This window comes from Parvibaculum sp. (assembly GCF_046297875.1).
Classification (GTDB): domain Bacteria; phylum Pseudomonadota; class Alphaproteobacteria; order Parvibaculales; family Parvibaculaceae; genus Parvibaculum.
Window position 1 is genome coordinate 2022330 of the sequence record NZ_JBKBHD010000001.1, and the last position, 13913, is coordinate 2036242.

The 13913-nt window shown below is 63.7% G+C and carries 14 protein-coding genes; 10 read left to right on the forward strand and 4 right to left on the reverse strand.

Translation table 11 applies throughout. The features are described 5' to 3' along the window. The 4 genes from ACK4FH_RS09885 (at position 1) to ACK4FH_RS09900 (ending at position 3016) form a co-directional block, all read left to right on the forward strand. Positions 1–855: a hypothetical protein gene (locus ACK4FH_RS09885; protein WP_409813121.1), complete on the forward strand. Its 855-nt coding sequence runs from the start codon at positions 1–3 to the stop codon at positions 853–855. A 50-nt stretch (positions 856–905) separates the two neighbouring features. Then, complete coding sequence (locus tag ACK4FH_RS09890) at positions 906–1523, forward strand: class I SAM-dependent methyltransferase (RefSeq protein WP_409813123.1); 618 nt, start codon at positions 906–908, stop codon at positions 1521–1523. 19 nt (positions 1524–1542) lie between these two features. Beyond that, a complete protein-coding gene (locus ACK4FH_RS09895; protein ID WP_409813124.1) occupies positions 1543–2157 on the forward strand; it encodes a sulfotransferase family protein in 615 nt (204 codons plus the stop codon). Positions 2158–2218: 61 nt separating this feature from the next. Next, positions 2219–3016: an ImuA family protein gene (locus ACK4FH_RS09900; RefSeq protein ID WP_409813126.1), complete on the forward strand. Its 798-nt coding sequence runs from the start codon at positions 2219–2221 to the stop codon at positions 3014–3016. Positions 3017–3019: 3 nt separating this feature from the next. On the opposite strand, the gene ACK4FH_RS09905 is transcribed toward ACK4FH_RS09900, so the two are convergent. Together ACK4FH_RS09905 and ACK4FH_RS09910 are read right to left on the reverse strand one after the other, a co-directional pair. Further along, positions 3020–3310: a hypothetical protein gene (locus tag ACK4FH_RS09905; RefSeq protein WP_409813128.1), complete on the reverse strand. Its 291-nt coding sequence runs from the start codon at positions 3308–3310 to the stop codon at positions 3020–3022. 17 nt (positions 3311–3327) lie between these two features. Then, a complete protein-coding gene (locus ACK4FH_RS09910) occupies positions 3328–3594 on the reverse strand; it encodes a hypothetical protein (protein WP_409813130.1) in 267 nt (88 codons plus the stop codon). 150 nt (positions 3595–3744) lie between these two features. On the opposite strand from ACK4FH_RS09910, the gene ACK4FH_RS09915 reads away from it, so the two are divergent. Both ACK4FH_RS09915 and ACK4FH_RS09920 read left to right on the forward strand, forming a co-directional pair. Continuing rightward, on the forward strand, positions 3745–5352 hold the full coding sequence (locus tag ACK4FH_RS09915; protein WP_409813132.1) for a DNA polymerase Y family protein: 1608 nt from the start codon (positions 3745–3747) through the stop codon (positions 5350–5352). Continuing rightward, the gene (locus tag ACK4FH_RS09920; protein WP_409813134.1) at positions 5349–8606 is read left to right on the forward strand and encodes an error-prone DNA polymerase; all 3258 of its coding nucleotides are present in this window, start codon (positions 5349–5351) and stop codon (positions 8604–8606) included. Before ACK4FH_RS09915 ends, ACK4FH_RS09920 begins: the two co-directional genes overlap by 4 nt. On the opposite strand, the gene ACK4FH_RS09925 is transcribed toward ACK4FH_RS09920, so the two are convergent. Continuing rightward, complete coding sequence (locus ACK4FH_RS09925) at positions 8600–8995, reverse strand: hypothetical protein (protein WP_409813136.1); 396 nt, start codon at positions 8993–8995, stop codon at positions 8600–8602. The two genes, ACK4FH_RS09920 and ACK4FH_RS09925, sit on opposite strands and share 7 nt — an antisense overlap. Before the next feature lie 120 nt (positions 8996–9115). Here ACK4FH_RS09925 and ACK4FH_RS09930 point away from each other — a divergent pair, with 120 nt between their 5' ends. The 3 genes from ACK4FH_RS09930 to ACK4FH_RS09940 are packed head-to-tail and all read left to right on the forward strand — an operon-like array spanning position 9116 to position 12112. Then, entirely contained in the window at positions 9116–10132 is a 1017-nt protein-coding gene (locus ACK4FH_RS09930; RefSeq protein WP_409813138.1) for an efflux RND transporter periplasmic adaptor subunit, read from the forward strand. Positions 10133–10136: 4 nt separating this feature from the next. Further along, positions 10137–11387 (forward strand): ABC transporter permease, encoded by a 1251-nt coding sequence (locus ACK4FH_RS09935; protein WP_409813139.1) that lies wholly within the window; start codon positions 10137–10139, stop codon positions 11385–11387. Then, positions 11384–12112 carry an ABC transporter ATP-binding protein gene (locus ACK4FH_RS09940; RefSeq protein WP_409813140.1) on the forward strand — a complete coding sequence of 243 codons (729 nt, stop codon included), beginning with the start codon at positions 11384–11386 and terminating at the stop codon, positions 12110–12112. The genes ACK4FH_RS09935 and ACK4FH_RS09940 overlap by 4 nt, the downstream gene beginning before the upstream one ends. On the opposite strand, the gene ACK4FH_RS09945 is transcribed toward ACK4FH_RS09940, so the two are convergent. Continuing rightward, positions 12109–13284 (reverse strand): vWA domain-containing protein, encoded by a 1176-nt coding sequence (locus tag ACK4FH_RS09945; protein WP_409813142.1) that lies wholly within the window; start codon positions 13282–13284, stop codon positions 12109–12111. The genes ACK4FH_RS09940 and ACK4FH_RS09945 overlap by 4 nt on opposite strands. Positions 13285–13367: 83 nt before the next feature. Here ACK4FH_RS09945 and ACK4FH_RS09950 point away from each other — a divergent pair, with 83 nt between their 5' ends. Next, positions 13368–13877, forward strand: coding sequence for a hypothetical protein (locus ACK4FH_RS09950; protein ID WP_409813143.1), 510 nt, complete (start codon positions 13368–13370; stop codon positions 13875–13877). Positions 13878–13913 lie beyond the last annotated feature (36 nt).

The following is a 13913-nucleotide window of genomic DNA, read 5'->3' on the forward strand; positions in this document are numbered from 1 at the left end:
ATGTTTGCAGCTTCAGTACCTGTAGAAAAAACTTTCGAGATCTGGCCGGGCAGGTTGTCCTTTGCCGCGGGCGGCGCCGGCGCGCGCGATGCGCTCGATGCGGCGACCGACATGGCGCGTTCGCTTGCCCGCGCCGTGATCGAGGATGCGGAACTTCTTGCGCAAGGCGGCGATGTGCTGCCGCGCGGCGTTGCGGGCCGTCATGCGCTCGAAGCGGTGGTGCCGTTCCGCGATGTGCAGGGCGGCGATCTGCCGCCGCCGCTTGCGGCGCTGCCGGGTGCGATCTGCGATACCGTGCTCGATGCCATGCGCCGCGCGGCGGGTGAGGCGGATTTCATCATCGTCGCGCTCGGCAATGCGGCAGCGCTCCATATGGAGCCGGGCATTGCCCTGCCGCCCGATGCCGATATGCCGCCGGTCCTTGCGGAATTTGCGCGCGCACTCGGGCCCGGCATTCAGGGCGGCGTCGCGCTTGGCGGCATCCATTCCGCCATGCCGACCTGCGGCGCGCTCGACATGGTGGCCGTGCAGTCGAAAAGCGCCGCCATTGCGGGTTTTGCCGCAGCGCTTGCCGCCGATGCGGCGGCTACCGGTTTCACGCCGCCGAAGGGAGACATGCCGCGCGACCGTCTGCTGGCCGCAGGCTGGGCAGGGCGCGCTATCGCCCGCGCGCCGGGCCTTGTCGAGCCGGAGGCGATCTGGGATGCCTTGTCCGCGTCCGTCCGCCAGGCATCGGCGCTCCGCGACCGGCGGCTCCTGTCCGCCGCGGCGCTCGGCTTTCGCGGGCGCGGCCGCACCATCGGCCCCATCGATGGCGACAGGCTGCTCCGCTTCGGCGTTTCGGAGTGGCGCTGATCGCGGCGCAGGGTCATACTCGCCCCAAACAATAAGGGGAGGGTGGCCTCATGGGTTTCTACGAACGCCGCATCGTGCCGCATATCATCAACTGCGCCTGCGGCACCAAGCCGATCCGCTATCAGCGCAAGAAGGTCGTGCCGATGGCCGAAGGCACCGTGCTTGAAATCGGCATCGGCACTGGCCTCAACCTTCCCTATTACGATGCCTCGAAGGTGACGAAGGTCATCGGCCTCGATCCGTCGGAGGAATCCTGGAAGCTTGCAGGCGAGCGCGCGAAGGATCTCACCTTCCCGGTCGAATTCATCGGCCTGCCGGGCGAGCAGATCCCGCTCGAGGATAAAAGCGTCGACACGGTTCTCTGCACCTTCAGCCTCTGCACGATCCCCGATCCGGTGACGGCGCTGCACGGCATGAAGCGCGTGTTGAAGCCGGGCGGCAAGCTCGTCTTCTGCGAGCATGGCGCCGCGCCCGACGAGGGCGTGAAGAAGTGGCAGGACCGCGTGAACCCGGTCTGGAAGGTGCTGTTCGGCGGCTGCAATCTCAACCGCAGGATGCCCGCGCTGATCGAGGAAGGCGGCTTCCGCATCGCCGATCTCCAGAGCATGTATCTGCCGTCGACGCCGCGCATCGCGGGCTTCAACTATTGGGGCGTGGCTGAAGCCTGACCCCTTCGCGGAGACGATCATGACCTTGTCCGTTATCGGCGCCGGCTTCGGCCGCATGGGTACGCTGTCGCTCAAGCATGCGCTCGAGCAGCTTGGCTTTGCGCCCTGTCATCACATGACGGAGGTTTTCGCCAATCCGCATCAGGCGCCGCAATGGCATGCGGCAGCGCGGGGCGAGGCGGTCGACTGGGATGCGCTGCTCAAGGGCTACAAGGCGCTCGTCGACTGGCCCGGCTGCCATTTCTGGCGGGAACTCGCCGCGCATTATCCGGACGCGAAAGTGATCCTGTCGACGCGCGATCATGAGCGCTGGTACGAGAGCATGATGAACACGATCTTCCGGGTCATCGGCGGCGATCTGCCGCCCGAAGGCCCGGCGCGGGATGTAGCGGAAATGGCGGGTTATGTCGTCCGCGACAAGACGTTCGGCGGCAATCTCGACAAGGCGCATGTGCTCGATGTGCTGGCGAAGCACGAGGCGGAAGTAAAACGCACGATCCCGGCCCACCGCCTCCTCGTCTTCAATGTCGCGGAAGGCTGGGACCCGCTCTGCCGTTTCCTCGGCGTGTCCGTTCCGGAGACCCCATTCCCCCGCACCAATTCCACCGATGAATTCCAGGCGCTGCTGCGGTAGGGGAGCTCTTTCTTGAGGGGAAGGCCTTGAAGAACAAAACAGGAACACTTATCTTGGGCAGATGGACAGGTACGCCCTTATTGCCGATCTGAAGTCGAAGATTGCCGGGAGCGGGGCCGAAGGGGCTCCGGGGGCCGGGGTGATCCCGCTTGGGGCGGAGGCTGCGAGCATCTTGCCGGGCGGCGGGCTCCGGAAGGGTGCGCTGCATGAGGTGGTGGCGGCGGCCTATCGCGACATGGGCGCGGCGACGGGTTTTGCCGCGGCGCTGGCGGCGGCGGCCATGCGCCATTCGGCGAGGCCGGTCCTCTGGTGCGAGGCGGCGCGGCCGCCTTTCGACATGGGCCGGCTTTACGGGGTCGGGCTTGCCGCTTTCGGGCTCGATCCCGCGCGGCTCATCATCGCGCTGCCGCCTTCCGACACGGATTGTCTCTGGATCATGGAGGAGGCGCTGCGCGCGCGGGCCTTCGCGGCGGTGCTCGGCGAGGTGGACGGGCGCTCCGCCGCGCTCACGCTTTCCGCCACGCGGCGGCTGCAGCTTGCGGCGGAGGAAACGGAAACGCCGGCGCTCATCTTCACAGGTCATGGCAAGGCGGCGGCAAGCGTTGCCGTCACGCGCTGGCATGTTGCGGCGGGCCCGAGCGAGGCACGCGCGGGCGTGGAAGCGGATGAAAGATTGCCGGGGGCGCCTCGCTGGTCTCTCTCGCTTGTGCGTTCCCGTGGCGGTCAGCCGGGAGCGTGGCTCGCACAATGGAATGCCGAAGCGGCTGAATTTTCCTTCGCGCCGTTGCAGGCGGAAGGCGAAGCGGGGCTTGCCGCGGAAGAGCGCGGCAGATTGGTGCCCTTCATGCAGGCGGGCTGAGGCTCACCAGCGGCGATAGGGGTGCGGATAGTAGCCCGGATAAGGCCCCCACCAGGGCGAGGGCGTGCTGGCGCGGCGCAGTTCGCGGGTATTTTCTTCCTGCGCGCGGATTTCCCTGAGCTTCAGCAGGCAGTTCGAAAAAGCCTCCGTACCCGGATCAAATCCGATACGCTGGCATTCGGCCTGATCGGATTGCAGTTGCGCGGCGGCGCGGGAGGCCTGCTGTTCGGGGCTCGCGCAGGCGGTGAGCGCAAGAAGTGCCGCGAAAGTCAGGCCGGTTTTCACGATACGCATGAGGACACTCCTTGCCGTCAGAATCCCTTGGTGATGCCGATGCCGACACCGAAGCCGACATTGGGCGAGCGGCTGCCTTCTTCCTTCGCGCGGATTTCCTTCATCTTGAGGCGGCAATTGCCATAGGCCTCGGTGTTCGGCTGGAAGCCGAGATCGGTGCAGTTCTTGTGGTCGATCGCATCGAGCCGCGCCTGCTCGGCCACGGGGTCTGTGCAGGCCGCAAGTGTGAGGCCCGCGAGCGCGGCGGCGAGAACCAGATATTTCGTCTTTGGCTGTTTCATCATGCCGCTCTCCTGATATCCGGGAACCCCTGTTCCCATGGCGTCATCCTATTCCTTTTTCAGGCAATAAAGAGGCATGCCGGATTTGACTCGCTTCGCCGTGCTGCTTGAGGCAAACTCATGTTCTCTATTTGTTCTTAATGGGTCCGGTTTGTGCGTATCGCTGAAAAACGGCGGATTTCCTCGCTTTTTCTGCCGTCCTGGCCGGTCGAGCGGCTTTATCGCGGGCTCGCGCGGCAGGCAGCGCCCCTGCCGGTGGCGGAAAGGCCGAGGGCGCTGGCGCGGGCCGGGGCGGGCGGCATCCGCCTTACGGCCTGCAATGCGCTGGCGCGGGCCACGGGCGTCGAGCCCGGCCAGCTCGTGCCGGACGCGATGGCGCTTTGTCCGAAACTCGAAATCCTGCCCGCAGATCCTTCGGGCGACCGGAAGGCGCTTCGCCGTCTTGCCGGCTGGTGCGGAAGATGGACGCCCTGGACGGCGGCAGATTTCATCGGCATGGGCGGAGAACCGGATGGCATCCTGCTCGATATAACAGGCTGCGCGCATCTCTTTGGCGGCGAGGCGGCGCTGCTTGCGGAGATGCGGCGGCGCTTTGCCGGCTTCGGTTTCACCGCGCGGATCGCCATTGCCTCCACGCCGGGCGCTGCCTGGGCGCTTTCGCGTTTCGGCAATGAAGATGAATGCGTGCTGCCCGAAGGCGGCGAGGTCGATGCGCTGCGTCCGCTTCCCGTTGCGGCGCTTCGCCTCAGCGCCGATCAGGTGGACGGGCTCATCCGCCTCGGTTTGAAGCGCGTGGGCGATCTTTACGGGCGGCCGCGCGCGCCGCTCACCGCGCGTTTCGGCGCCGAGCTTTCGCGCCGTCTCGACGAGGCGCTGGGCGCCGCACCCGAGCCCATTTCGCCCGCGCGTCCGCCCGTGCCGTTTCGTGCAAGCCTTGCCTTTGCCGAAGGGCTGACGCGGCAGGCGCATATTCTCGATGCGGTGACGCGCATCACGGGCGATCTCTGCGCCGTGCTGGCGCGCGAGCGGAAAGGCGCGCGCCGCATGATGCTGCAGCTTTTCCGTGTTGATGGCGAGGTGACGCGGCTTCGCGCGGGCACCGGCATCGCAACGCATGATGCCGCGCATCTCGCGCGCCTCTTTCACGAGAAGCTCATGCTGCTCGGCGACGATTTCGACCCCGGTTTCGGCATCGAGGCGATCGAGCTTGCCTGCCTCGCCGCCGATCCGCTTGCGCCTGCGCAGAGCGGTTTCGAGGGCGGGGACGATCACGAAGAGGAACTCGAAAAATTCGTGGACCGCGTCAGCAATCGTTTCGGCGCGGACCGCCTTCTCCGCCTTGCGCCGCGCGCAAGCCACATTCCCGAACGTGCGGTCATGGCCGTTCCCGCACTCAATGGCGTGACGCCTGCCATAGAAGGCTGGAAGACGCATCTAGACGAGCATCGCGCCTGCCTTCTCGGCGGCAGCCTGCCGCGGCCCTTGCGCCTCCTGGCCGCGCCCGAGCCTGTGGAAGCGGTCGCGGAAGTGCCGGAAGGGCCGCCGCTTCTTTTCCGCTGGCGCAGGATCGCGCATCGCGTTGCCCGCGCGGAGGGGCCGGAGCGGATCACGCCGGAATGGTGGCGCGGCGGCGGCCAGCACACGCGCGACTATTACCGCGTGGAAGATGGCGACGGGCGGCGCTTCTGGCTCTATCGCGACGGGCTCTACAGGCACGACAATGAGGGGCCGCGCTGGTTTCTGCACGGTATCTTCGAATGAGCGCGGGCTTTGCCGAACTCGCCATGGCGAGCAATTTCAGTTTCCTGCGTGGCGCCTCCCATGCCGAAGAACTCGTCATGGCGGCTGCCGCGCAAGGGCTCGATGCGATCGGCGTTGCCGACCGCAACACGATGGCCGGGCTCGTCCGCGCCCATGCCGCGGCAAAGACGGCGGGCATCCGCTTTCTGCCGGGCGTGCGCCTTGCGCTGATGGACGGGTTCAAGGTCATCGCTTATCCGCAGGATCGCGCGGCCTATGGCCGTCTCGCGCGGCTTCTCACGCGCGGCAACAGGCGGGCGAAGAAGGGAGAATGCCATCTCACGCTGGAAGATGTGCTGGAGGAAGGCGAGGGGCAGTGCTTCATCGCCATGCCGCCGCCCATGCCGGGCGCTGCCTTTCGCGGCAATCTCGAAGCCCTGAAGGCGCGCTTTCCGGCTTCCGTCTGGCTGGCGCTGACGCCGCTTTACCGCGCGGACGACAAGCGGCGCCATGCCATGCTCACGGAACTTTCCGCCGGGACGAAAGTGCCGTTGCTCGCCACGAATGATGTTCTCTATCACGAGCCGGACCGCAAGAAGATGCAGGATGTCCTCACCTGTATCCGCGAGCATTGCACATTACGCGAGGCGGGCTTCCGGCTTGTCGCCAATGCCGAACGGCATGTGAAGAGCGGCGAGGAAATGACGCGGCTTCTCGCTGCCTTCCCGCAGGCGCTTGCCGCGCCGCAGGAGATCATGCGCCGCTGCAGCTTCTCGCTGGACGAGCTTCGCTATGAGTACCCATCGGATGTATTCTCGGCGCATGAGACGCCGCAGGAACTTCTGATCCGGCTGACATGGGAAGGGGCGGCGCGGCGCTTCCCCGAAGGCGTCAGCGAGAAGCTACGCAAGACCATTACGCATGAACTCTCGCTGATCGAGGAAATGAAATATGCGCCTTACTTCCTGACGGTGCATGACATCGTCCGTTATGCGCGGGAGCAGGATATTCTCTGTCAGGGGCGCGGCTCGGCGGCAAATTCCGTCGTCTGTTTCTGTCTCGGCATTACCTCGGTCAATCCGACGGAAGTCGATCTTCTGTTCGAGCGTTTCATCTCGCGCGACCGCAACGAGCCGCCGGACATCGATGTCGATTTCGAGCATGAGCGGCGCGAAGAGGTGATCCAGTATATCTATGCGAAATATGGCCGCCGCCGCGCCGGCATTGCCGCCACCGTCATTTCCTATCGCTCGCGCAGCGCCATCCGCGATGTCGGCAAGGTGTTCGGCCTGTCGGAAGATGTCGTCGCCGCGCTGGCGCGCTCTACCTGGGGCTGGTCGAGCGGCGGTGTCTCGGCCAAGGATGCGGAGGAAATCGGCCTCGACCCGGAAAACCGTACCTTGCGCCTCGCGCTCAGGCTTGCGAGCGAGCTGATCGGCTTCCCGCGCCATCTCTCGCAGCATGTCGGCGGCTTCGTCATCACGGACGGGCCGCTCGAGGAAGTGGTGCCGATCCAGAATGCGGCGATGGAAGACCGGACCTTCGTCGAATGGGACAAGGACGATCTCGACACGCTCGGCATATTGAAGATCGACGTGCTGGCGCTCGGCATGCTCACCTGCATCCGCAAGGCGTTTCAGCTTGTTGAAAAGCATCACGGCCGGAAACTCGATCTTGCCACCGTGCCGCAGAACGACATGAAGGTTTACGACATGCTGTGCGAGGCGGATGCAATCGGCGTCTTTCAGGTGGAGAGCCGGGCGCAGATGTCGATGCTGCCGCGGCTCAAGCCCCGCTGTTTCTACGATCTTGTGGTCGAGGTTGCCATCGTCCGGCCGGGGCCGATCCAGGGCGACATGGTGCATCCCTATCTCAGGCGGCGAAGTGGAAAGGAGGATGTTCATTACCCGAAGGAAGAATTGCGCGCGGTCCTGAACAAGACCTATGGCGTACCGCTCTTTCAGGAGCAGGCCATGAAGATCGCGATTGTCGCGGCGGGTTTCACGCCGGGCGAGTCCGACCAGCTTCGCCGCGCCATGGCGACCTTTCGCAAGACCGGCACGATCGGCCTTTACCGCGAGAAATTCATCAACGGCATGATCCGCAACGGCTATGAGCAGGATTTTGCCGAGCGTTGCTTCAAGCAGATCGAAGGCTTTGCCGATTACGGATTTCCGGAGAGCCATGCGGCGGCCTTTGCGCAGCTCGCCTATGTTTCGGCCTGGCTCAAATTTCACTACCCGGATGCCTTTTGCGCGGCGATCCTCAATTCGCAGCCGATGGGCTTCTACGCACCGGCGCAGCTTGTGCGCGATGCGCGCGACCATGGCGTCGAGGTGCATCCCGTCGATGTGAACCATAGCGAGTGGGATTGCACGCTGGAGGAAGCGGGGCAGGGCAGATACGCCGTGCGGCTTGGTTTCCGTCAGGTGAAGGGTCTTTCTGAAGCAGTGACGGATGCCATTGAAAGCGGGCGCGGCGCAGGCTTCGATTCCGTTCGGCATTTCTGGCTGAAGACGGGGCTTACGCCGAAGCTCATCGAGAAGATTGCCGATGCGGATGCGTTCCGCTCCATCGGGCTCGACAGGCGCGAGGCGCTCTGGGCGGTGCGCGGGCTTGGCGGTTATGCGCAAGGCGAAGGCGGAAAGGCACCTGCTGTGCTGCCGCTTTTCGCGGCTCATGAGGAGAGCGGTTTCCAGCATGAAGAGGAAATGCAGCTTCCTGCCATGCCGCCCGGCGAACATGTGGTACTCGACTATGCGACGCTGCGCCTCTCGCTCAAGGCGCATCCCATATCGTTTCTGCGCAGGCGCTTCGCGGCACAGGGCATCATTTCAAATGCCGCTCTGAAGGAGATCGAGCCCGGGCGGCGCGTCACGCTGGCGGGGCTCGTGCTTGTGCGGCAGCGGCCGGGCACGGCGAGCGGCGTCATCTTCGCGACGCTTGAAGACGAGACGGGCGCCGCCAATATCATCGTCTGGCCGAAACTTTACGAGAGGCGTCGGCGCGTCGTTCTTACCTCAAGCCTGCTTTTCGTGCGCGGGCGGGTGCAGAAGGAAGGCATCGTCATTCATGTCGTTGCCGACGATCTGGAAGACTGGACGCAGGAGCTTTCCCTGCTGTCTTCCGGTGTGGAGCTTGGCGATACCGCGCTCTACCCGACAGACGAAGTGCGCCGCCCGACGCAGGACAGCCGCGAAGTGCATGAGGCCCGGCAGGAAGAGCGCCGCATGAGGGCAGCGCGCTTCGTGCCGAAGAGCCGCGATTTTCACTGAGGCAGTTTGCGCAATGCGTGAAACTGCAATGCGCTGCCGCCGATTTCCGTCAACACGAAAAGCCAGAGAACGGGTGTTGCGCCCAACACAATCGCGTAGACTATCAGGGCCGCGACAACGAGCCTTGCAACGGCATCCATGCGGGCGAGTTCGGCAGACGGTGCGCGCAGCCGCGCAAGTGCCCAGACGACGCCGAGTACGCCCATGATGTGGACGAACATCATGCCGAAAGGGCCAGCTTCGAAATAGAGCGCAGGCGTGCCGAAACCTGCGAGGCCATCGAGCAGGTAGATCCCGACGATCAGCAAATCCGCGATGAAAGGCAGCGCAAAAGGCAGCGTCACCGCCAGATCGAGACCGGCAACCCCTTTGAATATACGTTCAGCCATCCCCATTTCCTCCATGCGACATTCGGTCTTCAATATTCGCCGCGAGACAATCTTCGCACTGTCCTCTTTTACTGTAGACTGCCCCATAGAGGCCGCATGAACCACCCCCCCGGAGGCGTTTTGAGCAAGCGTATCATTTGGACAGGCGGGGCCGGCGCCGCCTTTCTCCTCTTTCTCATTCTTGCCTATGCCCTGTTTCTCCGTGCGCCCAGCGTCGGCATGGCGGTGCCGGAGCGCGGCATGGCCGTCGAAGCGGTCTATGCGACGGGCACGGTGGAGCCTGTCCGCTATGCGCGGGTCGGGTCGAAGATTGCGGGCCGCGTCACCGATGTTCTGAAGCATGAGGGCGACAAGGTCGAGGCAGGGGACATTCTCCTCGTGATCGACGTCACCGAAAGCTATTCGCAGCTTCAGGAAGCGCAGGCGCGGCTGCAGCTTGCGGATTCAGAACTCGACCGCGCGCAGCGGCTTCGCCGCTCCGGCAATGTGAGTGAGGCGGCGCTCGATCAGGCGCGCAGCGCGCAGGCGGCGGCAAGCGCGGCGCTTCGCGGGGCGAAGGCCCGGCTCGACGATCATTTCATCACCGCGCCCGTGGCGGGCGAGGTGCTGCGGTCGGAATACAAGATCAAGGTTGGCGACATGGTTCAGCCGGGCCAGATCCTCTACATGGTCGGCGATCCCGGTGAACTGAATATCGATGCGGAAGTCGATGAAGAGGACATCGTGAAAGTCAGGCCGGGTCAGGAAGCGCTGATCCGCGCGGACGCCTTTCCGGGACGGGTGCTGGAGGGGAATGTCGTCCGCATGACGCCGTTCGGCGATCCGGTGGGACGCACCTATCGCATCCATATCGAGTTGCCCCGCAACACGCCGCTCATCTCCGGCATGACGACGGAAATCAATATCGTGGTTCGGCAGGAGGCGAATGCGCTTCTCGTTCCCTTGTCCGCCATTTCGGGAAATGCGGTCTGGACGGTGCGCGAGGGGCGGGCAGAGCGCCTGCCCGTGACGCTGGGCGCGGTCGGCTCGAACAGGGTTGAAGTATTGTCCGGTCTCGAAGACGACACACATTTCATTGTGCAGCCGCCGGCCGGACTCAAGGACGGCGACCGCTTGCGCGCGCATAGCGAAGGCTAGGCCGATGTTCTGGCGAGTCAGCATCGGCATTGCGGCGGCACAGCTTGCCCATCGGCGCCGCCAGACGATCGTCTCGACGCTTGGCGTGGCGCTTGGCGTCGGTTTCTTCGTGGCTACGTCTGCGCTGATGTCGGGTTCGGAAAAGGACATGGTGCAGCGGCTGGTCGACAATGCACCGCACATCACAGTGAAAGACGAATTCCGCACCGCGGCGCCGCAGCCGGTTTTCATGGCCTATCCCGAAGGCGCCGTCTCCCTGACCAGCACCAAGCCGCGCGAATATCTGCGCGGTATCAAGAATCATGGCGCCAAGATCGAGGAACTGTCGCGGCAGACCGGCGTCATCGCCGAAGCGGCGCTGACCGGCACGGCGATCGTGCGCTATGCGGCGAAGGATGTGAGCGCCGGCATTGCAGGCATCGACCCCGAGAAGGAACGGTTTCTCACCACCATTGAAGAGGACATGCAGCAGGGCAGCCTGATGCGCCTCAAGACGGCATCGCAGGGCATCGTGATCGGGCAGGGCATGGCGCTCCGGCTCGGCCTCGGCATGGACGATCTTGCGACCGTCGTTTCGCCGGAAGGCATTGTCCGCCGCATGAAGGTTGTCGGCATCTTCCGCACCGGCAATCTTCTGCTCGACGAGGGGCAGGTCTATATGCTGCTCAAGGATGCGCAGGTGCTGCTCAACAAGCCGTTTGTCGCCAACCGTATCCGCATCAAGATTGCCGATCCCGACATGGCAGAAGAAGTGGCCGCCGATCTCGAAAGCCGCTGGGGATACCGCACCGAAAGCTGGCAGGAAGTGAACCGCGACTTCCTCGGCCTTTTCGTCGTCCGCAACATCATCACCTATTCGATCGTCGGCGCCATCATGGCGGTGGCGGCTTTCGGCATCTTCAACATCATCTCGACCGTGGTGATGGAAAAGCGGCGCGACATTGCGATCCTGATGTCGATGGGATTCCGCGCGGCGGATATTCAATGGGTGTTTCTCGTGCAGGGCGTTTTTGTCGGCATCATCGGCATGGTGCTGGGCTGGCTGCTCGGGCTCTTCCTGCTGCAAATGCTGGGCACGGTCGAGATCACTGTGCCGGGGCTGATGGATACGCAGAAACTGCCATTGGAAAAGGGCATATTCCAGTTCGGCGTGGGCGGTCTTTTTGCGCTTGTCTCCGCCATCGCTGCGGCATGGATACCGGCGCGCAAGGCGTCGCAGGTGCGGCCGGTCGACATCATCCGGGGGGCGACATGAGCGCCGCGCCGATCGTCGAACCCATCGTCGAACCCATCGTCGAACCCATCGTCGAACTCAGGGGCGTCACGCGCATCCTGCAGGATGCGGTTCCCGTCACGCTTGTGCGGGACATCGACCTTTCGATCCATCGCGGCGAATTCGTCAGCGTGACAGGGCCTTCGGGTTCCGGCAAATCGTCGCTGCTTTATCTGCTTGGGCTTCTCGACCTGCCGACCACAGGCCATGTGCTGATCGATGGGGAGGATACGGCCGGATTCACGTCCGACCGTCTGGCCGAAATCAGGCTTGCGAAACTCGGCTTCGTCTTCCAGTTCCATTTCCTGCTGCCGGAATTCACCGTGCTGCAGAATGTGACGCTGCCGATGCTCCGGCTCGGCCGGCTCGGTGAGAAACAGATTCATGAGCGTGGCATGGCGCTGCTTGCCGATTTCGAGATTGCCGATCAGGCGGCGAAGCGGCCCGACCAGCTTTCGGGCGGGCAGCGCCAGCGTGTCGCCGTGGCGCGGGCGCTTGCGAACGATCCGCCGCTTATTCTCGCCGATGAGCCGACCGGCAATCTCGACATGCGCAACAGCGAGATCGTGCAGGGCATTTTCGCCGATCTCGCGGCGAAGCAGGGGCGCACCGTCATTGCGGTGACGCATGACAAGGATTTCGCGGATTCAGCGCCGCGCAATGTCCATCTGGTCGATGGGCGGATCGACAGCGACGTCAAACGCTAGCGGCTCAACTCCCGCATGGCGTGGTCGAGGCCTTCCAGCGTCAGCGGGAACATGCGCTCGCCCATGATCTGCTTGATGATCTGGAGAGAGGGCGTGTATTCCCAGTGGCGCTCGGGGATCGGGTTGATCCAGACGCAGCTTTCATAGATCTGGTTGACGCGCTCGAGCCAGATGCCGCCCGGCTCCTCGTTCCAGTGTTCCACCGAACCGCCGGCATAGGTGATTTCGTAAGGCGACATGGTGGCGTCACCGACAAAGATCACCTTGTAGTCGGACGGATACTTGTGGAGCACGTCCCAGGTGTTGAGCTTTTCCGAGTGGCGGCGGCGATTGTCCTTCCAGACGCCTTCATAAAGGCAGTTGTGGAAGTAGAAATATTCGAGGTTCTTGAACTCGGTGCGCGCGGCAGAGAACAACTCCTCGCAAAGCTTGATGTGGCTGTCCATCGAGCCGCCGATATCGAAGAAGATCAGCACGTTGATCTTGTTGCGGCGCTCGGGGACCATCTTGATATCGAGATAGCCTTGATGTGCGGTCGCCTTGATCGTGCCGTCGAGATCGAGTTCGTTCGGCGCGCCTTCGCGGGCGAAGCGGCGCAGGCGGCGCAGCGCCACCTTGATGTTGCGGGTGCCGAGTTCGACCTGATCGTCGAGATTTTTATATTCGCGCTTGTCCCAGACCTTCACGGCCTTGCCGTGGCGGCCTTCCTTCTGGCCGATGCGCACGCCTTCGGGATTGTAGCCATTGGCGCCGAAGGGGGAGGTGCCGCCCGTGCCGATCCACTTGTTGCCGCCTTCGTGGCGTTCCTTCTGTTCCTCGAGGCGCTTCTGCAGCTCCTCCATGATCTTTTCCCAGCCGCCCAGCGCCTCGATCTGCGCCTTTTCCTCTTCGGTGAGAAACTTCTCGGTCAGCGCGCGCAGCCAGTCCTCGGGGATGTTGGCGATCTCGCCATCGCCCATGAGTTCGAGGCCCTTGAAGACATGGCCGAACACGATGTCGAACTTGTCGAGGTTGCGCTCGTCCTTCACCAGCGAGGCGCGGGCGAGGTAGTAGAAGTCCTCGACCTTGCGGTCGATCACGTCGCGGTCCATCGCCTCGAGGAGCGTCAGATACTCGCGGAGCGAGACCGGCACATTGGCCTTTTTGAGTTCATGGAAGAAATGGACAAACATGGGCGTTTCCAGAATCCTGAATTGCGTTTGGGCGCAGTCTAGGGCCTATAGGGGCCGGTTTGAAGGGGCAGAGGTGTTCATTTATGCGTGGCCTGATTCCGGTAATTTTCGTTCTGATACTTGGGTTTAGCGGGGCCGCCCAGGCGCAGGAGGACAATCCCTGGCTGGAGCCCGGCCGGGCCGCGACGGAAATCGAGGCCTGCCTTGCGGTGGCGCCCGAGGAGGACGGCAACAGGGCGCGCGACTGCGGCGACAGATATTTCACGCAATGCGCGGAGGCCGGGAACTGGACGACGCTTGCCATGAACTTCTGCCAGTACGAGGTGATCGGCTACTGGGACGAGGTTGTGAAGGCGCGGGAAATGGAAATCGTCTCGATGGAAGACCAGCGGCTGACCGACTGGGTCGAGGCGAGCGCCATTGCCTATGAGGAGCATCGGGAGCTTACCTGTTCGCGTTTCCAGATTCCGATGGGCACGATGTATGGACCGATGCTTGCGGCCTGCTATGCGCAGATGGCGCTGGAGCGGGCCTCGGTTCTCGAAGACTTCACCGGCGAGGAACCGCTGATCGTGCCGGAAGTGGAAGAATAGGCGCACAGCAAGGCTCCCTGCAAAATGCGGGTTCTG

Bases quoted from the DNA above. Each gene is read 5' to 3' on its own strand.
- ACK4FH_RS09935 (WP_409813139.1), top strand. From the start codon at position 10,137: ATGTTCTGGCGAGTCAGCATCGGCATTGCGGCGGCACAGCTTGCCCAT.
- ACK4FH_RS09920 (WP_409813134.1), top strand. From the start codon at position 5,349: ATGAGCGCGGGCTTTGCCGAACTCGCCATGGCGAGCAATTTCAGTTTC.
- ACK4FH_RS09950 (WP_409813143.1), top strand. From the start codon at position 13,368: ATGCGTGGCCTGATTCCGGTAATTTTCGTTCTGATACTTGGGTTTAGC.
- ACK4FH_RS09895 (WP_409813124.1), top strand. From the start codon at position 1,543: ATGACCTTGTCCGTTATCGGCGCCGGCTTCGGCCGCATGGGTACGCTG.
- ACK4FH_RS09925 (WP_409813136.1), bottom strand. From the start codon at position 8,995: ATGGCTGAACGTATATTCAAAGGGGTTGCCGGTCTCGATCTGGCGGTG.
- ACK4FH_RS09905 (WP_409813128.1), bottom strand. From the start codon at position 3,310: ATGCGTATCGTGAAAACCGGCCTGACTTTCGCGGCACTTCTTGCGCTC.
- ACK4FH_RS09910 (WP_409813130.1), bottom strand. From the start codon at position 3,594: ATGATGAAACAGCCAAAGACGAAATATCTGGTTCTCGCCGCCGCGCTC.
- ACK4FH_RS09885 (WP_409813121.1), top strand. From the start codon at position 1: ATGTTTGCAGCTTCAGTACCTGTAGAAAAAACTTTCGAGATCTGGCCG.
- ACK4FH_RS09940 (WP_409813140.1), top strand. From the start codon at position 11,384: ATGAGCGCCGCGCCGATCGTCGAACCCATCGTCGAACCCATCGTCGAA.
- ACK4FH_RS09945 (WP_409813142.1), bottom strand. From the start codon at position 13,284: ATGTTTGTCCATTTCTTCCATGAACTCAAAAAGGCCAATGTGCCGGTC.
- ACK4FH_RS09900 (WP_409813126.1), top strand. From the start codon at position 2,219: ATGGACAGGTACGCCCTTATTGCCGATCTGAAGTCGAAGATTGCCGGG.
- ACK4FH_RS09890 (WP_409813123.1), top strand. From the start codon at position 906: ATGGGTTTCTACGAACGCCGCATCGTGCCGCATATCATCAACTGCGCC.